At 42.0% G+C, this 22,766-nt stretch carries 18 protein-coding genes; 13 read left to right on the plus strand and 5 right to left on the minus strand.

The window, feature by feature from the left end; genetic code table 11:
• Nucleotides 1–588 precede the first annotated feature (588 nt).
• A complete protein-coding gene (locus D7V92_RS08105) occupies nt 589–1,986 on the minus strand; it encodes a fimbrial protein (RefSeq protein WP_233572817.1) in 1,398 nt (465 codons plus the stop codon).
• Between the two features lie 174 nt (nt 1,987–2,160).
• Between D7V92_RS08105 and D7V92_RS22615 the strand changes: the two genes are divergently transcribed.
• Nucleotides 2,161–2,295, plus strand: a complete 135-nt coding sequence (locus tag D7V92_RS22615) for a hypothetical protein (RefSeq protein WP_008772798.1) — start codon at nt 2,161–2,163, stop codon at nt 2,293–2,295.
• A gap of 103 nt (nt 2,296–2,398) precedes the next feature.
• On the opposite strand, the gene D7V92_RS08110 is transcribed toward D7V92_RS22615, so the two are convergent.
• Nucleotides 2,399–3,541: a site-specific integrase gene (locus D7V92_RS08110; RefSeq protein WP_121772655.1), complete on the minus strand. Its 1,143-nt coding sequence runs from the start codon at nt 3,539–3,541 to the stop codon at nt 2,399–2,401.
• Between the two features lie 131 nt (nt 3,542–3,672).
• Here D7V92_RS08110 and D7V92_RS08115 point away from each other — a divergent pair, with 131 nt between their 5' ends.
• The 12 genes from D7V92_RS08115 (at nt 3,673) to D7V92_RS08170 (ending at nt 19,184) form a co-directional block, all read left to right on the plus strand.
• Nucleotides 3,673–5,001, plus strand: a complete 1,329-nt coding sequence (locus D7V92_RS08115; RefSeq protein WP_121772656.1) for an ATP-binding protein — start codon at nt 3,673–3,675, stop codon at nt 4,999–5,001.
• 225 nt (nt 5,002–5,226) lie between these two features.
• Complete coding sequence (locus D7V92_RS08120) at nt 5,227–6,486, plus strand: fimbrial protein (protein WP_121772657.1); 1,260 nt, start codon at nt 5,227–5,229, stop codon at nt 6,484–6,486.
• A gap of 42 nt (nt 6,487–6,528) precedes the next feature.
• Entirely contained in the window at nt 6,529–7,440 is a 912-nt protein-coding gene (locus D7V92_RS08125; protein ID WP_121772658.1) for a FimB/Mfa2 family fimbrial subunit, read from the plus strand.
• A gap of 41 nt (nt 7,441–7,481) precedes the next feature.
• The gene (locus tag D7V92_RS08130; RefSeq protein ID WP_009016908.1) at nt 7,482–8,609 is read left to right on the plus strand and encodes a fimbrial protein; all 1,128 of its coding nucleotides are present in this window, start codon (nt 7,482–7,484) and stop codon (nt 8,607–8,609) included.
• Between the two features lie 54 nt (nt 8,610–8,663).
• Nucleotides 8,664–10,166 (plus strand): fimbrial protein, encoded by a 1,503-nt coding sequence (locus D7V92_RS08135; RefSeq protein ID WP_121772659.1) that lies wholly within the window; start codon nt 8,664–8,666, stop codon nt 10,164–10,166.
• Nucleotides 10,167–10,422: 256 nt separating this feature from the next.
• Entirely contained in the window at nt 10,423–11,526 is a 1,104-nt protein-coding gene (locus tag D7V92_RS08140; protein ID WP_008772791.1) for a hypothetical protein, read from the plus strand.
• A 31-nt stretch (nt 11,527–11,557) separates the two neighbouring features.
• The gene (locus tag D7V92_RS08145; RefSeq protein WP_087342175.1) at nt 11,558–12,487 is read left to right on the plus strand and encodes a fimbrial protein; all 930 of its coding nucleotides are present in this window, start codon (nt 11,558–11,560) and stop codon (nt 12,485–12,487) included.
• An 890-nt stretch (nt 12,488–13,377) separates the two neighbouring features.
• Nucleotides 13,378–15,300, plus strand: a complete 1,923-nt coding sequence (locus D7V92_RS08150; protein WP_233572818.1) for a hypothetical protein — start codon at nt 13,378–13,380, stop codon at nt 15,298–15,300.
• A gap of 1,071 nt (nt 15,301–16,371) precedes the next feature.
• Complete coding sequence (locus D7V92_RS08155; protein WP_005867570.1) at nt 16,372–16,659, plus strand: HU family DNA-binding protein; 288 nt, start codon at nt 16,372–16,374, stop codon at nt 16,657–16,659.
• Between the two features lie 42 nt (nt 16,660–16,701).
• On the plus strand, nt 16,702–17,259 hold the full coding sequence (locus D7V92_RS08160; protein WP_121772660.1) for a DUF3575 domain-containing protein: 558 nt from the start codon (nt 16,702–16,704) through the stop codon (nt 17,257–17,259).
• A gap of 8 nt (nt 17,260–17,267) precedes the next feature.
• On the plus strand, nt 17,268–18,752 hold the full coding sequence (locus D7V92_RS08165; RefSeq protein ID WP_005859410.1) for a DUF3868 domain-containing protein: 1,485 nt from the start codon (nt 17,268–17,270) through the stop codon (nt 18,750–18,752).
• A 51-nt stretch (nt 18,753–18,803) separates the two neighbouring features.
• Nucleotides 18,804–19,184, plus strand: a complete 381-nt coding sequence (locus D7V92_RS08170) for a hypothetical protein (RefSeq protein ID WP_008779217.1) — start codon at nt 18,804–18,806, stop codon at nt 19,182–19,184.
• An 80-nt stretch (nt 19,185–19,264) separates the two neighbouring features.
• Here the strand turns inward: D7V92_RS08170 and D7V92_RS08175 are convergent, their stop codons facing one another.
• Genes D7V92_RS08175 through D7V92_RS08185 form a run of 3 tightly spaced genes read right to left on the minus strand, consistent with a single transcriptional unit; the run spans nt 19,265 to nt 22,748 of the window.
• Nucleotides 19,265–19,924, minus strand: a complete 660-nt coding sequence (locus D7V92_RS08175) for a thiamine diphosphokinase (protein ID WP_121772661.1) — start codon at nt 19,922–19,924, stop codon at nt 19,265–19,267.
• A 17-nt stretch (nt 19,925–19,941) separates the two neighbouring features.
• The gene (gene pnuC, locus D7V92_RS08180; protein ID WP_012056059.1) at nt 19,942–20,529 is read right to left on the minus strand and encodes a nicotinamide riboside transporter PnuC; all 588 of its coding nucleotides are present in this window, start codon (nt 20,527–20,529) and stop codon (nt 19,942–19,944) included.
• 20 nt (nt 20,530–20,549) lie between these two features.
• On the minus strand, nt 20,550–22,748 hold the full coding sequence (locus D7V92_RS08185; protein ID WP_121772662.1) for a TonB-dependent receptor: 2,199 nt from the start codon (nt 22,746–22,748) through the stop codon (nt 20,550–20,552).
• Nucleotides 22,749–22,766 lie beyond the last annotated feature (18 nt).

Genomic DNA, 22,766 nt, shown 5'->3' on the forward strand with positions numbered 1-22,766 from the left:
GTATTACTTTATAACTACTGTCTACTGATTACGTTTATAAACAAAAAAAGTGTCTAGATAAATCAGGAAAAGACATTCTGTATTTCAATAAATAATAGTTTTTGCATAGAAAAACAAAAGTTTTGCTATAGAGAAACTTTTGTTTCTTCAGTATGAAATAAAAGTTTCTTCAGTATGAAACCACTAACTTCACCTATTGAAACTCTTATTGGCTTTAATCCCTTTGTCTGTCTCTTATGAAATCGTCAAATACTAAATATACGAGTCCGCAAGCTTGAGAAGTGATTTTTTTTGCGTTTCCCATTAAAACATGGTAGATGCAGAATGAAAATTGTAGATGTTATTCCATCTGCAACCACTATATAACATATTTATTTACAATAAGTATGAGGTTGAATTGTAGATATTGTAGATGTTCTCATGAAATAATATTCCGGCTCTTAGGTTCAAGACATATGGGATCGCTATCATAAGGAAAGGATAGTAAATTTTGTAGTCTCCGAATCAATTTATAACCAGAATTATATATGCAAAAAAGGCACTCCCGGTAAAAGGAATGCCTTTTGGTTGTTATTCAGAAAATAGATATTATTCGACAACTGAAGATTGATTTGCGTTGCCCCAATCAAGAACCTTTGTCTTAACAAACAATTCAACAAAGTCTGTTGGAGGAACAGTAGGATCATCATATCCTCTACCAGCTAAAGTCGCGTCAATACTGTAAATTATATTACGATGGATCTTTCCATCATTTAAATAGTCAGCCGTACCTGCTGCCATTTCATTCGTCACCGCAATTTTAATTGGCCAATAGGCTGTTTTCTCCGCATAGTTGTATACCGCATCACTTCCAACCTTTTTGGCATTTTCGAGCTTATAAGTGCCTTTGACTACAATTTCAGTTGCCAGCTCCTCGGATTTGAAATTATCAGCACCATTCATTTCACGAGCAGCCTTAACTTGAGGATTCTCAAACACATAAAACTTAGGGGCGGTTGTGATAGACGCAGATGCAGCACCTTCACTTGCGATATCCTGTATCAATGCCTCAGTTGGTAAACTGGCCTTGTATCCTTCAATAATAGAACCACTCATATTCGTAAACATAGCGTCATCATTCACGAAATCTCCTCTATAACCTGAAGCATAATCTGTAGCATTAGCAGCATAAGTTGCGGACACATTACCCCATACGGTATTACTAGCAGTACTCCACCAGCTATCGCCATCACCCATATCAGCCGCATTGGATTTCGTCCGTCCATGCATAATGAATACACATTCTGGAACAATTGTCGCAGTTCCTTCAACGTATACATCTTTTGTTGCTTTAGCCATGTCTAAGCTAAGTCCTTTAAAATCAATCCGCGCTACATTTCTTATCAAGTACAAAGGTTCTGCTACAAGAATATTCACACCTTCTTCCTGTGTTTTATTATATCCATAATAGTTTTTACCGGCTTGTAAAGTGAACGGATCAGACAAACCACTACTCATTGGTAAATAGTCTTCCGCAAATCCGGTAGTTGGCATCGTATATACAGGAGATACAAAGTTACCAATTGTAGTACCAGCCAATGAGATTTCAGGCATATTAGCAAATGCGATAGCACGTAATTGCGCACCTTCTGTCAGTCCGGCAAATTGAACCTCATCATTATCCGCAGCAGCATCCTCATTGGCAATATCAGAGGTTGAAGCGACAAGCGCTCCAGTTTCAGCGTCATAAAGAGCAACTGTTAAGTTTGTAATTTTAGCTTCATTTTCAGTCTGTGTCCCCTCCGCTGCAGCTTTAGTCAAACTTCTAGCCACATTTTTCACAGAAATAGTCAGTGTTGCGTTATTTTCCCCTGTTTGCGGTTGATCCGGTCCTACGATAGGATCATCCTCGTTTGAACAAGCCGCGAACGCGCAAGCGATCATTGTCCCGAATAATAAATTTCTAAGTTCTATTTGGGAATGGCTATAAGAGATTGTTTTTAGCATAATTATGCTTTTGTTATATGCAGGTAAGTAACAACTCAGTACTATTATTATAATAATATATGGGAGCGGATGGCATGATGAGAATTTATCGGAATAAGCTTGTTTTTCAACAGAAGAGTCTTTATCTTTACAACATTATACGTGAATTATTAATCAACTAAAACCCATAAAACTATGGAACATTACGTGAACATCATGTTGGATGGCGGCTTCAAGGCTGTGTTTGGAGATAAGCAAGTGGCGATGGATTTCATCAATGCCGCACTGGAATGCACGGGGCTTTCGTTGGAAATAATACAAAGTCTCTGATCTGATAAGCCGGTTGCGGACTGAAACTATAGCGGATGACACGGATCTTGGGGAGAAGTATCTTTCTTGATCCGTGCCATCCGAATCTGAAGTGATCTCCGTCTCATGCGTCTAACACCCCATTAAACCGGTCTATTGCCTGTCTTTTACTAGCATCGATGATTTTCGCGTATACTTGTGTGGAGATGATGTTCTTGTGTCCTAGTAATTTACATACCGTATACAAGTCAATGCCAAGAGCTAGTGAAAGAGTGGCGAAAGTATGGCGGCTTACGTGAAAGGTCACTTTCTTGTTCTTGATGCCGGCGGCTAAGGCCCAGCCTTTTAATACCTGACATATAATCGTGAGGCTAGGTAGATGGAATATCAAGCCGACCCTGTCATTGTCATTCTCCTTTGCGGGAAGGTATTTTATCGCTTCCTCGGACAATGGGAGATAAATAGCCTCTTTCGTCTTTCTCTGTATGATCTGTAAACGGAATTTATCATTTCCTTCTTTTTGCATATCTTCCCATCTAAGAGCGGTCAAGTCGCTGATCCGGAGTCCGCAGAAACAGCAGAACAGAAAAGCCTTTTTTACCTCTGGGCATACGCAATCTGTCCGGATTAACCTCTTTAGTTCCTCTAGGGTCAAATAAGTACGCAGGCTGGTAGGTTTGTGAGGTTTTTCGTCTGTATCCAGCGAACCACAAGGATTCGAGAGGATCAGCCCTTTTTTGACCGCCTTATTGAGTGTGACATTCAGGAGCCGGTAATAACCGTGAATCGTGAAGTCGCTTTTGAGGTAGGGTTGTTTACGCAAGTGAGCGATGAAACCTTTCACGAAACCGGTATCTATGTCTTTAAGCAAGCATTGCGGCATATAGTCTCTAAGATGATTGGCCAGACTTCTTAATCGTAGGGAATAGGCTTTGTCGCCATGCGCGGATTTATCGGTGGACAATTCCGAGAGGAATTCTAAAAGTGTTTTTTTCCCGAGCCCGTTTATCATACGGACACCATAAATCTCGTTCTGAAGATCAATGATCCGTTGTGCCTTGATACTATTGGCCAAGCGCAAAGTGATCCGGTTCTTATCACGGTCTTCAAGGAAACGTTCCGGGGTGAGGTAGAGCTTGAGGAACTCATAATACCTCTTTCCTTTGTAATAGATGTCCAGATATATGGACAGGTTCGCATTCGACAGTTTCTTGAACCGGAGCTTTATGGGCTCTTTCGCTTTCATCTCATTCTTTTTTCTTGCCATGATTTTGCTGAATTTAAGTGATTATGTAAGTTTTTCAGTATAGTATTTCCTAATTTCAAGGAAATATCAATATGTTTGTTTCCTGTAATTTAGGAAATAAATCCTATCTTTGTCCTATAAAAAAAGAAATCATGAGGAAAGATGTCATCAAATCTCTTATTGCCATCAAGCAAAGCGAAATTCCGTTTGATGTGATTGAGCGAGACATAAAGTTACCGATCAACCGAAACAAGATCATTACGGTTCCGGGTGTGCGTCGTTGCGGTAAGTCCACATTAATGGAGATCGCTATCAATGGGCTTGTCCGTGAAGGGGTTTCCCCTAGAAACATATTATGGCTGGGGTTTGATGATGAGCGTTTGAAAAATATGTCATCCGATGATTTGGATGATGTGATAGTTTCATACATGGAGATGTTTCCGGATATACCCATAAAAGATGTGTATATGTTTTTCGACGAGATACAATTGATTAAGGATTGGGAATACTTCGTCTTGCGTGTCTATAAATCTTATTGTAAGAACATTTATGTGTGCGGAAGCAATGCTACCATGCTGTCCACAGAGTTAAGTTCGGCTCTGCGCGGATATCCCTTGGAATACGAGACCTACCCGCTTTCGTTCAATGAATATTGCCGCTTCAAGGGGATCGCCACTAATAGCTATTTGGAACAGGACAGGGCTAGATTGAAGATGGCTTTCGAGGCATACAATCAAGCAAGCGCTTTTCCCGAAATCGTATTGACGTCATCCCGGTCGGAGCAGTTGAAACTGCTTCACGGCTATTTCGACACGATGATATTGAAGGACTTGGCCGAACATTACAAGATATCCAATACGGGTGTGGTACGGTATTTCGTCAAGCGCGTCATGGCCAATCTCACCAAGCCTACCTCCATCAATGCCATCTACAAGGACATCAAGTCCCAAGGGCTTAAAGTCAGTAAGGATGACCTGTATCTTTGGGCTGATTATATCTGTAGCATCTTCATGTTCGCACGAATCTCCAAATACGACCGTTCGCTGGTAAAGGAACAGAAATCGCTTGATAAATACTACTGTATAGATAACGGTATGCGTGGTGCCGTGCTTATGCCGCAGAGCAACGACAATGGGAAAAATCTGGAAAACACCGTGTTCATGCAACTGAACCGGATGCGGCTCCCTTCGGACAAGATTGCCTACTATCAAGGAAATTGTGAGTGCGATTTTGTGCTTCAACGGGAGGATAACGTGATACAACTCATACAGGTCACTTGGGATATGGTGGATGCGAGTACGAGAGAAAGGGAAATCAAAGGCTTGCTGGAAGCCGCCTCGGTGACCGGATGCGAGAATCTTATCATTGTCACGAAAGACGAGGAAAATACATTCAATAGAGAAGGCAAGGAGATCAAGGTGATCCCTGCATGGAAATGGGTCTTGCTTTTTTCTTGCCATGATTTTGCTGAATTTAAGTGATTATGTATATTTGTTACTAGGATGATCCGAGTACCACCCCGGTAGCATAAAATACACGGATTGAGCCTTTTTCTATAGGTGAAAGTTGCAAAAGGTAGGGAAACCTATCACTTTTATGAAATTGATACATTTGTCTCTTATTATAGAGAGTTCTGCCTATCAGCGCCACGATATATCCTTCCTATTTTTGTCACATATTAATGTGAGAACAAAAAATATTATACTATGAGATTCAAGAAATACATTCTTTTATCGTTGGTGCTATGCGGATTTGCCGCTTGTTCCGATGATAATGAAATAGAAATTCCAAAGGCTCCTGTCTTGGAGAAAGCTCAACTAGCTTTGGCTATCAAGAGTGAGGAGGGGGCGGTTACGAAGACCGGAGAAACTACTCCAACGGATGCGGACGTGAATACGCTAACGGTTGGGGTGTTTGGAGTTGATGGATGGAGTGTGATATATACAAAAGATGCTACTCCTAATTCTGATGGGACAAAGGATGTCGGTCCGCAAGACGTGTATGCGGGTGATGCTCAGGTGGTGGTTGTGGCGAACGCTGCCCCGGCTATCCAAGCTGAATTGGCAAAGGCAAAGGATATAGATGGTTTTATTGGAACAACAATCAATTTGGCTGATGAGACCTTAACAAAAGGCTTGACGATGAGTAGTAAAGTGTTTATCGTAACGCTAATTGCCAATACCATCAATTATATCGGTTATGCTGAGAATATTGGTGATATAACGATAAATGAGACTTTAGGTAGGGAAATTTGTGGGGGAGGCCCCGTTCCTTTGGTTCGTAATGTCGCTTCGATCGCTTTAAAAAAAGTAGAGACAAGCAATCCGGAAAACGCAAATTATAAAAGTGTATCCTTCCTTTTAAAGGAGGTCTTTATCGCTAGCGCTAAAGGTGTTTCAAGTGTGGCTTCTAAAGAAGAGTGGGGAGCGATAGAGAAAATAATTGATTTTACAGATCCGGTTCTTGGATATTTAAGATATATGGTTGGTCGAGAGTTTTCAGGGAATATTGACGAAGGTTCTTACAAGAAAGGGACTCAGTCGTTAAAAGAGATGTTAGTTCAAGAAAATACAACAAGTGATGAGGCTTTGAATCATGAATTTTATGTTTACGAGAATACAAAGGGTGAGGTGAAGTCCGGTGAATCTAACGTTAATGAGGCTTACGCCAACCATACCTTATTGATCGTAAAAGGTGATTATACCTATCTCCCGCAAGGTGCGAAAGAATCTATTACGAAAGAGAATTGTTATTACGCGATTCCTGTCGGAGAAGAAGTGACGATTGATGGCACGGAAAAAAAGAGTAAGTTTTACGTCCAACGTAACTACAAATACGAGATCTCTTTAACGATTATCGGCCCCGGTTCCGAGATCCCATACGATCCGATGATCTCCACCAATGTGAGCGCATCCGTGAAAGTGGAGCCATGGAACGTAAAGACTATCCATGAGGAAGTAGAATAAAGCAATATAGGGTAAAATAATTGATAAGAAAAAATTAGGATTATGAAACACATACTGTTTACAAAGGAATTGCTTCTCTCGGCTGTGGCTTTATTCGCTATTATTGCGACTAGCTGTATCAGGGAGGATTTGGATCAATGCTATACGCTCAAACTGAAGGTCGAGAATATCAAGGGAGACGATATAACGGAATACGGATGGATGGAATCTACCGATCTGTATATATTCGACGAGAATCTGAATTACTTGGAGAAACGTAGCTTGGATAAGAACTTTATCCGTTCCCGCAATGAGATCGTTTTGGATGGCTATACCGCCGATCGTAGTCTACGTATCGTGGCATGGGGCAACGTGAATGCCTTGGGTGAAAAGCAATCCGTATCGGAGGCCCAGACCATAGAGGACTTGAAAGTGATGTTGAAAAGCCAAGATGGTTTGGCGGTTACCCCGGATAGCCTTTATTATGGTAGCGAACAAGTGTTGACAAAAGCCGGAGGCGTAGCGAAGGAAACTGAGATCGTGATTCGTCCGAAAGTGGGTACGGTCACGATCGAGACCCGAGGGTTGCAAGAGCAACTCGGCAGGATGGGGTTGAGAAGTTCCGTGGATTGCGACTTCTACTTGAATAATACATTAAGTGGTTTTGATTACCGTGGCACGCAGATTGGCGATAGTGTATATTATAATCCGGAAGGTGCGTGGAACGAGTCCGGGGTTGAATGGATAACCCCTACTATGCAAACCGCTTGTCCGGGACAGGATATGGCTGTGTCGATAAGCGCCAATGGAGTCTCGTTAGGCTCGGCCAAGGTAGACGAGAATGGTGATCCTATTTATACGAGCGCGGGAGAGAATACCCATCTGATCCTTGAATGGGGTGAGGGCGGAACCTTATCCGTCCGGGCAACCGTTCGTCCTTGGGGAGTAGTGGAAGAAGATATTCCGATGCATTAAAGGGTACCTCATCATATATAATTAAGAAATACGATACGAACATGAAATTATTAGCGAACATATTTTTATCCGGTTTGGCGATTCTCGCTTGTGTGAGTTGTTCTAAAGATGAGGATCCGGTTCTTCCCTTGGAAGGCGCTAAGCTGTCCGTCGCTGTCAAGGCGTCCGGTACGGCTACGAAAGCCTATAATCCCAATGATGTGAATGAGTTGGAGGGTGAGGCTTATATCAATAATTTGGCAGTGGTAGTATTTAATGAGACCGGTACGGAACTGCTCGGTTATAAATGGGAGGCTCTTTCCGGGGCGGAACATTCCGCCATAATAGCCGATGTGCCGACAACGAAGGCTGTCCGGGCACGGATCATTGTCTTGGCGAACGTACCGAGAGATTTATTATCTACCGTTTCTACCTACGATGAGTTCCAGACTCGCTTGGTAGACCTCTCCTCGCAATCGCAAACGAACCTAACGATGAGTAGTCAAGTGATCGTTACAAAATCCGCTTTATCTGAGGAAGATAACTATTTAGGATATACGGATCTTGGCGATCAGAATGTGGATGGCATCTCCGACCCGATCCTTTTGACCCGTGTAGCCGCACGTATTGATTTGGTGAATATATCCACTCGTTTTGCCGGAACGCCGTTCGCCGGACGTGAGGTGCGAATCGATGCGGTAGGTATCTACAATATGAAGACAAAGTCTTACTATTTCAGTGAGGCGGATTGGGGAGAGACAGAGGCTCCCGATGCCGTGCGAAATTCGGAAGATACCTCGTTCGAGGATCTGTTGGTAAATGATGGCACTTCGATATCCAATACGCCATTCGTTCATTATGTAATGGAAAATATGAAAAGCGACGATCACACGATGATCGCCGTAAAAGCTACCTTACGGGGAAATTCCAGTTATCAGGACCATACGAAAATCTTCACGGCGGTGATCAATGCGGGTGGCTTGCAGAACGGCTATGATCATAATTTCATCCGTCGCAACTACGTTTACCGTCTCCGTATTTATTTTGACGGCGAAAGTTTCGACAATATTCCCGTAACGCCAGACCCGGGCCCAGGTCCGGATCCGGAACCCGAGGTAGATACCAACTTGAATATAGCCGTGCAGGTAGTAGGCTGGGGCCCGGTAATGCAACATCCGGTAATAGACTAAATTATGGAATCATAGGGAATGAAATTTAGTATAAACAAGAAAAAACAAAAGGATATGAAACTAAGACATTTATTATTAGCCTCCTTCGCCGCATGCACTTTCGCCTCCTGCTCGGACGATAGCTCGAATGGCATCGAGATACCGGAAGAGAACTATCAGATGATAGATGCGAACATCTCTCTTACCGCTACAGCTTTGGATGGGATACAGACAAAAGCGACAACGGAGCCTGGTAGTGATAAAGAACAATTTATAAATGAACTGACTGCCTATTTGTTCTATGTAGACAATGGGGAGGAGGATGCATATAAATTCGCCGCTATGAAAACGGTAACTTCGGATGGCACCAACTCCGTGAAAACCATTGAGGATATCGTTGTTAAGGTAAAGGCTACGGCGCCCGACGAACTTTCTGATACGCAATTGGCGGTGGTCTTTTTAGCGAATACGAAACTTACTACGCCTCCTTCTAAATTGGGGGATGTGAAAGTTGCCCAACTTGAAAGTCTTGTTGATTTTACGCAAGTGCATCCAGCGCAAGGTGCTGGTATGCAAACGTATGTACCGATGTTCAGCCAGATAGTAACGATTGGTAGAGGTGAGCATAAGTTGCTTGCTGGAACAATACATGATAACTGGGTGAAAGGATCTGCGTCCCCTTCTATTATATATACAAACAATGCGGCAGTAGGTGCAGCACATAAGGAGATTGAGAAAAAAAGTGGAGCGGAAGGATGGACTGAAAAAACTTCCTTTTATGATCCGGCAAATATTCCAGATGAAGATAAAATCCCATTAACCCGCCATGTAGCCCGTGTCCAACTTCAAGCTATTGATTGCGACTTTAAGAACAATTATGCTGACGCGTCATTTGAGTTGACAGATGTATATATCGCCAACGCTAGCAATACTTCCCTTATCTATGCTGACGCAGAACCGTATAGTTTGGATAATGCTGCCGCATATTCTCATGGTTGTAGCTATAACCGGGATGACTATTTCTTAGTGAACGGTAGTAAAAATATATCTTCTTTACATAAGGAAATGGAGGGGGTACTTATCGCAATGACGGGTCATAGTCATTCTTCTAATTTGAATGCCGATGGTTCCATAAATTATAATGCTGGAAATTGGTTCCCTTTTGATGATCAAACGATTAGCGGAGATGAACAAGGACGTAAAGAGATGCCTCAATTTTATGTGTTTGAAATGAAGGGGGATAAACCTATGCCTTCAGATCCGGGTAAAAGTGATTCTCCATCTGGAATGATACAGACCATGTTAATTCTTCGAGGCAATTGGTATCCAAATGGAAAAACGGAAGGACTCGGTAATGATGTGGTTAAAAAAGATCGCTACTACCGTATACCAATTAAGCAAGATGCGACTAGTGGCATTATTGGTGTACAACGTAATACCATCTATAAGATATACGCTACGATAACCGGTGAAGGCTCAAAGGACCCTGACACAAGCGAGTTGAACGCTTGTATCAGTTTCAGTATTAAGGTTGAGCCTTGGAAAGTCATCACGCAAACAGAGGATGATGTTAATTGAATAGGCTATTTTATATTTAAATAAACAGCGAAAGGCGGGGTTCGAAATTTTCGTACTCCGCTTTTTGTCCTATGATGGATGGATTTGCGCCCTGCATAGGTATCCCTATCGCCTAAGATAGCTTTAACCACACCCTTAAAACGCTACTTCCAATATGCTAGTTTTACCCCTTAAAGTTGAAAGTTACGCCTATCGTGTCGAATAATGGATTCCTCTAATTTTGCTAGCGTAAAACAAGAGAAAAATTCAATCCATTATGAAAATAAAGAATATAATAGAGGTATTGTGCTTCTTATTTATCGCACTCTCCTGTTCGACGGAAGACGATATTTTGAGCGGTGTGGATACGAAAGGATCTGCTGGTATCGATGCTAAAGAGGTTTATGCGTCATTAGATATCTCTCTTCTTGTAGGAAATGCGAATGTTACTACGAAAAGCTCTGAACTTACTGGGCCAACTAATGGAACGGAGGAAGATATGACCGAGAATGAGAAATCTGTTTCTAATTGTTACATCGCTATCTTTAAGTATGATTCCAAGACTAAGAATGTAGGGGACTTTTTAACCTCTTATTATTCTTCGAACGGATCGATAAGCGAATCCCTAATTTTTAAGATTTCAAAAGATAAATCAGAGCGTACGGATCTCAAGATCGTGGTAATTGCGAATGCGGCAGCGTCTGTATCCAAATATGACTTAGTTTCAGCCGGGAAGATCTCTTATGCGGATTTAAAGGGTAAGACCTTGGTTGAGGCTCCTGGTGCTTTTGTAAAAGTAGGGGAAACTGAAATTCAAAAAGGAGATGAAGGAAACTATCCGGATGATAAAGGGGGTGTCTATGTGAATATATCCGAGAAGATTCTGAATTTGGAACAGCCTGCTCATACCCCTGTCGAGATAAAACTTATCCAGCGTACGGCAGCTATCATGTTGCAGCAGTTTAAGATTCTAAAATCTAATGGGAGTGCGTATGACGATGTGGCAATCACTTGTTTGTCTTTAGAGAATTGTAAGGCTATAGGTAAAGTAGCGGGTGAGGTTTCTTCAGGTGAGAATTTATATGTGTCGCAATCTGTTGATGACTCTGCAAAGCGTTTGTATAGCTATGAAAACACCACAACTAGTCAGCCTACTACACTGAAGATTGATTATGTGTACAATAATGGAGAAACAGGAAGTTGTAGTTTCCCGATAAAATCCCGTTTAAATGAGACCTCTGGTCCTAGCTTAGCTGTATGGGCTGGTTATTTGTATAAGTTGGAGGTGACGCTTAGGAATGCTACTGTTGATGTGGCGGTGAAATGTGTGACACAGGATTGGATTTTTGATAAGGATCATGAATTTGAGTTTACATTTTAAATAATAGGGTAATAAATAAAAATATTGAGCTATGGGATTGAAAGTAATTTTATTTATATTGACATTGGGCTTATTGGGTGGATTATCTGCCTGCTCCTCCGAAGAGCCGATAGATTCTCAGACTTTAGATATGTCTTTAGTTTTATTGATGGGGGATATACAGACGAAGGCTTCGGCTCCTGATTACGAGTATGCCACTACAGACGAAATTACGATTCAGAATTGTCATGTGGCTGTTTTTGACACGGATGGAAATCGTATCCATTTTCAGGATTTTGCGAATATGGGAGATATGAAAGCTATCGATAATCTATCGGGTTATGAATTAGGCTTGGTTGGTGTGCGTACATTCGGCAAGGAAGATAAAGCGGTGTCGGTGTTGGTTGTGGCAAATGCGGATAATTCATTATTTGATGACTGTGCTACCTATGCTGATTATACCTCAAAAACAATACAAACAACATCTTTTCAATCTTCTCGGTTAGTGAAAATAGGAAAATCGGACGCTACTTTAAGATATAATGCGGCTAATGAAGCTATAAAAGTCTCATTGATTCAGCTAAGTGCTAAAATAAAATATATAGGGATCTATAATAAGAATAGCAACGACTTGATTAACGATCAATTCTCATTAACCAATGTGCAAGGCTTAAATGCAAGTTCGCAAGTCGCTATTTTTAAGACCTCTTCTGTGGAAAATGGAGCTTTCGAAGCATTGACTTATCCTTTGAAGGATAAGCCGACTACGTTTTATACATATGAAATTAGTGATGCGAATAAAGAAATTGTATTGAGTGTGCAACAAGACGGATCAAAGGAAAAGAGTTTCTCTTTTTCTGCCGATAAGTTTATAAAAGGCAACTATTATGAGATAAAAGGTTTATATGAACCTTCTACGGAAATAGAATGGGTTTTAAAAGAGATTATAAACGAGAATATCATTCTTGACCCTTTTAAATAATTCGAAAATATGTCTAATTGCTAAAAAAATCAAGATGATGAAACGATATATTATGTGGTTATTAGGATTATTGATCCTAAGTGCTTGTACAAATGATGAGTATCTGACTCAAAGAACAGAAGTGGAAGAAGGTATCCCTACGGTGGTGAAATTATCTGTGGCGATTCCTATGAGCGGTAAGATTGAGACAAAGGCTTTTTCTGATAGTGGTGTTGCTGATTTATATGTGTTTTCCTTTAAAAAGGATAATGATGAGTTTATAACCGCTCAAAAGTATACGGAACTTTCCGGATCTACCATATCTTTCTCTACCTTGTCCGGAGAACAACGGATTTTTGCGATAGGAAATGTGAATTATGATATGTTTCCGGGACTTTCGGAAAGATTAGAGTCGTGGTTGGAAAATAATCATCCTTCAAAATCTGATTTGACTTCTCTTTTAGCGGAAGTTGGAGGAGATAAAGCGGTCCAGTTTGCGAATACTACCTCATTGGTAAGTGGATTATGGAATAATGAGGATGATACAAAAGATTATTGTACTGTCAAAGTGGATGGGACATTGGTTGAGAAAGGCAAAATTTACTTAAAGCGAGTAGCGGCTAAGGTGACTTTTAAAATTGAAGTGGCAGATGGCCGGGAATTTAAATTGAAAAGTTACCAAGTTTGTGAAGTTCCTAAAAAGGTAAATGTATGGGAAGGGTCTACTTTAGGAACGATTGCTTCTTATTCAACTCCGGAACTGACAATCTCAAAAGATGAAGGCTTTTTTACTTTTTATATGCCTGAAAATATAGCTAATGGAAAAGAGGGTTGTAATTCTGCGGATGATCGTGAAAAATTATCGAAAGGGTCTTTAAGAAATTCAACTCCGGAAGAAAGAGGGTTTACATATGTCGATAACCCTGCCACATTATGTATTATTAAAAGGTTCTTATTACGCAAAAGATACAGACGGAAAAGAAACCAGTGCGGAAGTTGTATATTGTGTCCATTTAGGTTTAGGAGCGGGGAGTGGCGCTAACGTTGATCATAAAGATTTTTCAACAAAGCGTAATATGAATTATACGTATAATATTCGGATAGAAGGGGTTGAAAGTATAAAAACGGAAGTTACAGCTACCGATAATAATGTTTGGCGGCAAGAAGGAGATGTAACGGTTTCGGGAGAAGGAAAATCAATTCGGTTAGACGCTCATTTTGAGGCAAGAAAAATAACGTTTCGTAAATCAGATTTTAACACATCCGATTTGAGAGTTTATGTAAAAGATCCTTTGACTAATTTCCAATTAACTGAATTCTCTCAACTAAAGGAGGAATCAAAAAATTGGGTTTCTTTTAAATCGCTTAAAGATGTACCTGCGGACGAAACCTTTAAATACCCGGGTGATGGCAATGAGAACTTGCTTACCACTGAAAAATTATTGGATGCGTTGAATAAATGGATAAAGGGAGAAAATTCTCTTCTAACTTCCACAAGTGAGGAATCTATCGAGTTTGTTTGTTTTGTGAATGAGTATTATTATCAAACTATAGAGTGGCCAAAGTTTGTCAATACACTTGATCGTGAATTCTTTATTATGGATAAAACTCAGAAACAGACATCTGGGGGAAATAGTACTCTTACTTCGGATGCCTCGTTCGTGATTAAACAACGTTCAATCCAGACGGTATACGATTTAAATAAAGGAACAGATTATAACGCTTGGGGGATTGAGACTATAAACGAGACAGATTTATTAAATACAGGAGGTAATCCAAGTGGAAGCAAGAATATTACTTATGGTCGTTTAAATCTACCACCTAAATTTAATAATAACGGCTGGAGTGAGTTTTTAGATTATTCAATGGAAAGTAACTCTAATCAGATGAAAGACGGTTATAGAAATGCGTATTATGCTTGCTTACAAAGAAATCGCGATGAGGATGGAGATGGTACGATAAGCAATAAGGAGAAAAAATGGTATTTAGCTTCTTCCGGGCAATATATATCATTATGGCTGGGCCGTTCGTCTTTACCTGAGGAATCTTCCCTTTTTAATATAGGAGATTGGAGAGCTGAAGGTTTTGCTAAAAATATTCCCGCTAAATATCATTATATACCAAGTGATAAAAGTGGAAAAGACGTATTTTGGGCGGAAGAAGGAATTACAATTGGTGATGATGCTAAATATGGACATACGTTGGGAAAGCTCCGAAATTATCGTTGTGTACGCGATTTGAATAAAAATGGAGAGGATAATACTAATTTAGAGAATATTGGTAAGGAGGTACCAGAAACACTTTTCAATATAACTTCTGTTATTGATGGTACTTCTACTAGTGATGGAACGCTTACAGTGACATTCGACTATTTAAATATAAATTCATTAAAGCCGGCTCCTTCTATGGGCGAATTGGATCCACATAATGAACGTGATAATGATATAAACAGGGTATATAAGTCTTTTTGTATTGTTAGAGGCGATGTGAGTAAAAATCAGACACTGAGTACTTGGCAAGGAAAAACGAATATTAAAAATCCGTGCTTGAAAATTATGGGTGAGTCTGGTTGGCATATGCCGAATCAAGCGGAATTGTCAATTATTTATCTGGTTGGAACTGACGCAAGTGCTTATGGGGAATATAGCAAAGGAAAGTTTTCTGGTTTAAAAGGGCAAACAATTTTTGCTCGTACTTCATATAGTGGTATTGCTAAAGGTAGCAGCTTCGGACAGCATGGCTATAGATTGCTTGAAAAAGCAAATATATCTTTAGTGGGTAAGAGTGATCAAAATAAAGGTTATATCCGTTGTGTAAAAGATAATTACAAATAGAATTAAAATCCAGAAAACTTTAATATATATCTAGTTGTAGAGACGCAGCATGCTGCGTCTCTCTCTATTTGACTGAAATCAATCTGACACTTTGTATTCTTAACTCCCGAAGAATCCCTTTTTCTGCCCCAACCTACGGCTAGCCTCCAAATACGCAAGAAAAAAACAGTAATTGCTTAGCATATACGTAGATGCTGAAAAATGCCCTTTCATTCTAGCTAAATTAATTCATCGTAATTCATATCAAGTAGGTTGAAAAGGAGAAAAACAAGGCTTACGATTGGGGTGTAACAGTGCAAGAATGCCCATTCGCAACCGCTTACGATGCCCAACGGCACGGTAGGTATTGCCCAACGCCACCGTATGTGTAGGCTTTTGCCTCCTAATGTGCGTTGAAAACCGTCCTTTTTTATCCTAAAACATGAATAAAGCGGCTCTCTATGTCTTTATTGTGTGACTTTCGTTAAAAGGGCATGTCACGATATACGTCTTATATCGATCAAAAGGATCAGATAATGTCCGTTTGGATGACAGGTTGATCTTTGATACTAAAGTGATATGAATGGCTTATTTTATCTAGACGAGATTTTTTATTCGGAAAATAGTCCTTACTTTTACGACATAGATACGTTTTCTGAACTTCAGCCTTCCCGAGTTCCCTTCATGGCGAACGGACGTGGTTCTGGCAAACGAGCAAACAGGTAAGACTTTTGGGCGGATCCGGCTGTGATCGCCCAATCTACGGGGTTTTCCTTGGAGGAGGTGAATGACCTTGAGAACCTTATCCGCAAGGAGGAGATTAAGAATTAGAAGTGGATGATGCGGATTGATGGTGTTAATAGAATCCGAGTCTGATAAATACAGTATCACTGATAAGGGGCAGGCTTACACAAGTCTGCCCCTTGCTGTCTTTATAAAGTGTCGGTGTTCCTATCACCTTCTTTGAAATGAATAGGTGTTCTTATCAATCAAGGATAGTTGGTAGGTTTACCCTTTAAAGTTGAAACTCACACCTATCGTGCTAAGAAATGTTATAATCTATTTTTGTGATGCAAATTAAAAGTGAAAGGGATGAATAGGAGAGAACTCGTGAAAACATTGGCTGATAAATTGTCGGTTACGCAAGCGGAGGCGATGCGCTTTGTTCAAGCTTGGGAAGAGACTACGACAGAGGCTTTGGAAAGTGATGGTTCTTTGATGCTATTGGGCTTTGGAACGCTCTCCGCTTGGGAACAAACCGAACGGATCGGCAGAAATCCTAAGAATGGGGTGGCTTATATGATAAGAGCTCGTAAAAGCGTGAAGTTTAAGCCCGGTAAATTATTACTTAAACAGTTGAATGCGAGCTCGTCGAAGTGAAGGCATTCACGTATGTATAATAAAAACGAAAAAATATTCGATATGAAGAGAATTCTTTTCCTAGTCCTGCTCTTGGTAGCTACGACAGGCGTTTACGGCCAGAAGTTCGCGGTGAAGTCGAACTTGCTCTATGATGCGACTGCTACGATCAACTTGGGTGTAGAGGTTGGCTTGGCGAAAAAGTGGTCGCTGGATCTATCCGGCAACTATAATGGATGGAAGTTTGGTGATGAGGCTCGTATGAAACATTGGCTGGTACAACCAGAAGCTCGTTATTGGTTGTGTGAGAAGTTTAATGGACATTTCTTCGGCTTGCATGCGCATTATGCGGATTACAATGTTGGAGGCCTAAAGTTCTTGAGCAAGAATATGGAGAATCACCGTTATCAAGGTAATTTGTATGGCGCCGGACTCTCTTATGGTTATCAGTGGTTGTTAAGCGATCGGTGGAGCATGGAAGCCGTGTTGGGTATTGGTTGGGCGCATCTGGATTATGATAAATATCCTTGTTCCACTTGCGGAACCGTATTGAAAAGCGATACGAAAGATTATTTCGGGGTTACGAAAGCCGCTATTTCTATTATTTACTTTATTAAATGACCCAAGCGATGAACAAGAAGATAAATGCATATATGATGGCGGCTATGATGGCCGTCGTGTCTCCGGCAATCATGGGACAGACTGCCTCGGATGGGGTTAAAGTGATTTGTAACGACGTGGTACAGAAGGGTGACTCGGTATATATCGATGCCGTGGTGACGGTAAGTAGCGATGCGGTGAAATCCCGTAGCTATTTGGAACTGACCCCCGTCTTGGAATCGGCTTCGCAAAAGGAGGGGCTTCCTTCTATTTTGGTGAACGGACGTATCCGCCAGAAAGTATATAACCGTGAGGTCGCCTTGGATAATTTGAACGACGTACCTCATTATACTATCTTGAAAGCCGGGAAGGAAGATCAAGTGGTAAGTTATAAAACCGCCGTACCTTTTGAGGATTGGATGAAAGACGCACGTGTCGTGTTAGACCCGAATCTATGCGGTTGCGGTAAGGAAGAGGCCGGTAGTCCGTTATTGATCGCGGACAAGATTCGTCGTCGTCCGGATAAGCGCTATGAGGTTCAGCCTACATTCTCTTATATCACGCCGATGGCAGAGACGGAGAAGCATCGTGCGGAAGTCGGTACGGCTTTCTTGGACTTCCAAGTGGGTAAATATCAGATTCTTCCTGATTTCCGTAATAATGCGGTGGAGTTGGCGAAGATCAATAATACGATCCGTACCGTTACAGAGGATAAGAACGTGAAACCGACAGGTATCGTACTGAAAGGATATGCCTCACCGGAAGGCTCTTACGCTAGTAATAAGAAATTGGCGGATAATCGTGTCAAAGCGTTACGTGACTATATCCGCCAGAAGAATGACTTCAAGGCTGATTTCTTCACGATGAGCTCGGAACCGGAAGATTGGGTCGGTTTTAAGGAAAAGGTAGAGGCCGATCCGAATGTGCCGAATCGTAGCGAGGTATTGGCGATTATCGATAGCTCGGATGATCCGGATCGCAAGGAGGCTAAGTTACGTGCCTTGGGTGGTGGCGCCGCTTTCCGTTATGTGTTGAAAGATATTTTCCCTTCGTTACGTCGTTCGGAATATAAGATTGATTATACGGTACGTGAGTTTACGGTGGATGAGGGGCGTGAGATCATCAAGACTCGTCCGCAACAGCTAAGTTTAGGGGAGATGTTCGCGGTGGCTAACAGCTATGAGATCGGTAGTGACGAATATGATAATGTATTTGATATTGCTGTCCGTATGTTCCCGAATGATCCGGTAGCGAATCTTAACGCTGCGAATATCGCTATGGGCAAGGGTGATTATGCTTCCGCTAAGAACTATTTGGCGAAGGCGGGGAACGCTCCGGAGGCGGTTCACGCAAAAGGAGTGTTAAGTATGTTGACCGGTGATTTGACAGAAGCGGAGACCCTATTGAAGCAGGCTCAGGATATGGGTGTAAAGGCCGCGGCGATAAATTTAGAGGAATTGCGCAAGAAAATAGAGGATAATGCGGTATTTGATAGTTTCAACGCTGTAAAATGATAGCTATTCCTCCCTAGGTATAGGGCAGAAGGCACTTAATTTGTAAATGTCATGAAGACAAATATTAATAATAATTTCTTTTATATGGAACAAGCATCAGATGTAGTAGAGTTGGTTCTGCCTCATGAGGTAGATAATCCAAACAGTGTCTATCTGTATCTGGAAGGAGATGCTTGGTGCGCATACGAACGTTCAGCCTATTATCTGACTCAGATGGAGGTACCGGTTGTATTAAAGAAAGAAGTGATCCGCAGCGACTATGATGTGGTCTTACTGAAAGCTTTTTTCGCCGTGAATGATATGTATTTGCCGCTTTCTCCCACGGCTGTGCTGAAGTTGGTTGCCGACGATAAGCTACAGTTCCAGATAAGGGATAGGGTAGAAGGTTTTTCCGAATGGAAAGAGAATGAGTTAAAAAAATTATCAGCTTGATAAGGAAGCGAACGCTTCTTATTTAAGCATGTAAAGTTGAGGGGTGTAAGGGTCCTGGAAAGTAGTGATACTTTTCAGGACTATTCTTTTGTATGGGATGCCTCCCTGTAAATGATTACCCGGCAATCCGGGGAGAGAGTGACAGTGAATTGGTCTCCCAAAGCCTCGTTGAGAGTTCCTTGCCACCATGAGGTGAGCTTTCGTCGGCGAATGGGCCAACGGAGTCCTTCCGTACTAATCTCCCCTTCGGGATAAAGAACGAAAATGGAGATTTGTTGTCCCGGATAAGAAGCGAAGGTTGTTGTTTCTAAGATAGGAGTGAAAAGGCCATAGTCGGATAACATCTCCACCCGCTTGAATAAGTGGGCATAGTCCATAAGAAGGGATATATTTCCCAATGTATGATCCTCACGCAATCCGGTAGCTCCTAATATAAGAACTTCTCGATAGCCTTGGGCATGGGCGAAGCGGACGGATTTGGTGAGGTCGTTGATCTCTTGGTCCTCTACATGATGGATTCGGTCTGCGTAGCGTTTGCGCAGGCCGGCGGGTATGCTGTCCAAGTCTCCTACGATAGCGTCCGGATGAATACCCTTTTCATAAAGTGTCTTTACGGCTCCATCACAAGCGATAATCGTTTTCGCTTCCTTTAATAATCTCAAGGGTAACTCAGCGGAAGGAAATCTCCCATTCGCTACGATCACACATCCTCCTTCCAGACTTTCCATATTATCTCCCATAATTCAAAATTCATAATTCAAAACTCTTCCCCTTTCTTCCGCCAATTGTAATAGCCTACTATGGCTAGTGTCGCATAGCAAAAATAGAGTAGCATCGTCGGATACAAGCCCCGAAGGTAATAAAGATATACGGAAACGAGGTTTACGATTACCCAAAAAATCCAATGCTCGATAATTCGCCTTGCCAGCATCCAAGTAGCGACAATGCCTACCGACGTGGTGAACGCATCGCCTACGGGGATGGGAGAGTCCGTGAATTGATGAAGGAGATACCATAAGATGGCGAATACAACGGCCAATGTTCCGATAATCCCCACGAAAAGCGGAAGGCTCAGATGGGTGTATAGGATACGGTCGGAGGGAAGACTGTCGTTTTCCGTGTGTGTCTCATGTTTCTTCCGGGTCCATTGATAGAAACCGTATATGCTGATTCCTACGTAATAGGTTTGCAATCCCATGTCCGCATAGATCTTAGCGGACAGGAAGACAAATACATACACGAGGGAGGTGAGGAATCCCACCACCCACATGGCCTTATGTTGTTTAATCTCTAGAAAGAGATAGAGTAGACCGGTTATTACTCCGAAGTATTCTAGCCAAACCATTTTAGTAATTGAAAATTAAGTTAGAATTTGAAGGTGATCCTGGCCATGGCGTTCGTGCCGGCTTGGGTGAAATAACCGTCATCCTTTTTACGTGTGCCGTTTTCGATATACGAGTATACCCATGCGTTGGTCTCGTACTTCTCGTTGAAGAGGTTGTTGATAGTCACGTCTAGGGTTATTTCTTTCATGAACTTAGGCTGGAAGGCGTAACCGATACGTAGGCTATTGATAAAGTAGGGATCGATGGAACGATCCTTGCTGCTTGAATTGTCTATGTATTGGCGGCCTACTACTTGCGAGTTGAAACTAGCGATAAATCCTTTGTAAGCGAAATCGAACATGCTGTTTGCGATTAGGTCTGGGGAGAAAGCGATATTCGTTGTACCTAGATCGTTGATCTCTTGTACTCCGGTATCCCAGTTATCCACGTATTCCACGAAATGCTTGATTTTATTTTGGCTGAGGGTTACGTTCGCGTTCCAATTCAGCCAAGAGGTGATTTGTACACCTCCGGTAAGCTCGATGCCCATTCGGTAGCTATCCTTTATATTGGAAGTGAGGGCCTCACCGATCTCGCTGATCTTGCCGGTCAGGATCAATTGGTTGTTGTAATCCATGAAATAGAGATTGGCTCCAACCCGGAAACGGTTGTTACCAAAACTATAACCGGCCTCGTAATCATATAAGGTCTCGTGGGTAGGACGTTCTTCGGGGCCTGCCTCCGTGAAATTGTCACGGTTCGGTTCCCGATTTGCGACGGAGAAAGAGACGAATGCGTTATGGCCGTTATTATGGAAGTTTATACCGGCTTTCGGGTTGAAGAAGTTCCAGTTCTTATGAATGTCCAGCTCTTCCTCGGCTTTGTCATCGTTTCCCTTAATGGTGTAATGGATCCCACGGTATTGTAAGTCCAGATAGCCGGTGAAAAGAGGGGAAAGACGTTGGGTCAATTTCGCATATACGTTGTAGTCTAATTTCTTACCGGTATTGCGGTAATATTCGTAATCCGGTTGTGGCAAGACGTTTGCGCTTTTGGTCCACATTACCCGGCCAAAATGGTCGCCTACATAGTGGTTGACGGCGGTTCCCAGCGTAAGGCGGGTGTTGTCATGTTGATAGTTCGCGCTATAAACGGCTCCATAGAAATAATTGTCGAGCCATTTACGACGCACAAGGTCCGTCTTTTTTACGGTATTACCCTCCGGATCGATATATTCCGGTAGCTTATAACTGCTGAATTTGGCTTTCGATTTATAATCCTCGTAATATCCGTTACCATCGGTGTAATGAAGGGTCAGGTTCATATTCCAGAAATCTCCGATACGCTGGCTGGCCATTAAATGGTAGTTGTGTTGCCAATAATTATCCGTCTGATTGTTATAAAACTTCTTCACTCCATCTTCCTCATATTCTCCGCATGGATTATAGCTACGATCTGTGTCAAGTAAATAAGACGGAACACCGTTCCATGCTTGATAGGTCTTCTCGCTGTTCCCGAAGGCTTGGAATTTAATCAATGTATTATCGGCATAGAAAGCGGCGGAGGCATAGTAAGAGCTCATACGGGCGGAGGCACGATCGATAAAGCCGTCGCTACGGATATTGGAGTAGCGGGCGTCGAAAGCGAAATGATCGTAAAGTAATCCGGTACCGCCTTTTACCGTATGCTTCAGCGTACCGAAAGAACCTGCTGATACGGAATATTCGCCGTAAGGCTTTAAGGACGGTTTCTCGGTCTGCATGGCGACCGTAGCGCCAAAAGCCGCGGCTCCGTTCGTAGAGGTTCCGGCACCTCGTTGGATCTGGATCGATTCTACCGAGGAGGCTATATCGGCCATATTAGCCCAGAATACGGTATGAGACTCGGAGTCATTAACCGGTACGCCATTGATCGTGATATTGATACGGTTCGCGTCTGTACCCCGGATACGAAAACCGGAGTAACCGATACCCGTTCCGGCATCCGAGGTCATGATAACAGACGGGGATTGGGAGATAAGGAATGGGATACCTTGCCCGTTGTTCCGGCTGCTTAGCTCTTGTTTGGAGATGTCGCTATAAGCTACCGGGGTTTCTTTCCCGACTTTGGTAGCGGTAATAACTACTTCATCCAAAGATACGTCTTTTGAGATTTTCAAGGAGTCGACCGGACTGGGCATTTGTGCCTTGACGGTTGTAGCCAGTAAGGAGCCGGCCAAGATAACCAATACATTTTTCATCTTTTCATCTTTTTGCTT

The organism is Parabacteroides sp. CH2-D42-20 (genome assembly GCF_003670185.1).
Lineage (GTDB): Bacteria > Bacteroidota > Bacteroidia > Bacteroidales > Tannerellaceae > Parabacteroides > Parabacteroides distasonis.

What these genes read in the sequence shown, in the direction of transcription:
- D7V92_RS08140 (WP_008772791.1), top strand. Translation starts at nt 10,423, where the DNA reads ATGAAAATAAAGAATATAATAGAGGTATTGTGCTTCTTATTTATCGCA.
- D7V92_RS08170 (WP_008779217.1), top strand. Translation starts at nt 18,804, where the DNA reads ATGAAGACAAATATTAATAATAATTTCTTTTATATGGAACAAGCATCA.
- D7V92_RS08110 (WP_121772655.1), bottom strand. Translation starts at nt 3,541, where the DNA reads ATGGCAAGAAAAAAGAATGAGATGAAAGCGAAAGAGCCCATAAAGCTC.
- D7V92_RS08145 (WP_087342175.1), top strand. Translation starts at nt 11,558, where the DNA reads ATGGGATTGAAAGTAATTTTATTTATATTGACATTGGGCTTATTGGGT.
- pnuC (WP_012056059.1), bottom strand. Translation starts at nt 20,529, where the DNA reads ATGGTTTGGCTAGAATACTTCGGAGTAATAACCGGTCTACTCTATCTC.
- D7V92_RS08150 (WP_233572818.1), top strand. Translation starts at nt 13,378, where the DNA reads ATGTCGATAACCCTGCCACATTATGTATTATTAAAAGGTTCTTATTAC.
- D7V92_RS08175 (WP_121772661.1), bottom strand. Translation starts at nt 19,924, where the DNA reads ATGGGAGATAATATGGAAAGTCTGGAAGGAGGATGTGTGATCGTAGCG.
- D7V92_RS08160 (WP_121772660.1), top strand. Translation starts at nt 16,702, where the DNA reads ATGAAGAGAATTCTTTTCCTAGTCCTGCTCTTGGTAGCTACGACAGGC.
- D7V92_RS08120 (WP_121772657.1), top strand. Translation starts at nt 5,227, where the DNA reads ATGAGATTCAAGAAATACATTCTTTTATCGTTGGTGCTATGCGGATTT.
- D7V92_RS08115 (WP_121772656.1), top strand. Translation starts at nt 3,673, where the DNA reads ATGAGGAAAGATGTCATCAAATCTCTTATTGCCATCAAGCAAAGCGAA.
- D7V92_RS08185 (WP_121772662.1), bottom strand. Translation starts at nt 22,748, where the DNA reads ATGAAAAATGTATTGGTTATCTTGGCCGGCTCCTTACTGGCTACAACC.
- D7V92_RS08135 (WP_121772659.1), top strand. Translation starts at nt 8,664, where the DNA reads ATGAAACTAAGACATTTATTATTAGCCTCCTTCGCCGCATGCACTTTC.
- D7V92_RS08155 (WP_005867570.1), top strand. Translation starts at nt 16,372, where the DNA reads ATGAATAGGAGAGAACTCGTGAAAACATTGGCTGATAAATTGTCGGTT.
- D7V92_RS08130 (WP_009016908.1), top strand. Translation starts at nt 7,482, where the DNA reads ATGAAATTATTAGCGAACATATTTTTATCCGGTTTGGCGATTCTCGCT.
- D7V92_RS08125 (WP_121772658.1), top strand. Translation starts at nt 6,529, where the DNA reads ATGAAACACATACTGTTTACAAAGGAATTGCTTCTCTCGGCTGTGGCT.
- D7V92_RS08165 (WP_005859410.1), top strand. Translation starts at nt 17,268, where the DNA reads ATGAACAAGAAGATAAATGCATATATGATGGCGGCTATGATGGCCGTC.
- D7V92_RS08105 (WP_233572817.1), bottom strand. Translation starts at nt 1,986, where the DNA reads ATGCTAAAAACAATCTCTTATAGCCATTCCCAAATAGAACTTAGAAAT.
- D7V92_RS22615 (WP_008772798.1), top strand. Translation starts at nt 2,161, where the DNA reads ATGGAACATTACGTGAACATCATGTTGGATGGCGGCTTCAAGGCTGTG.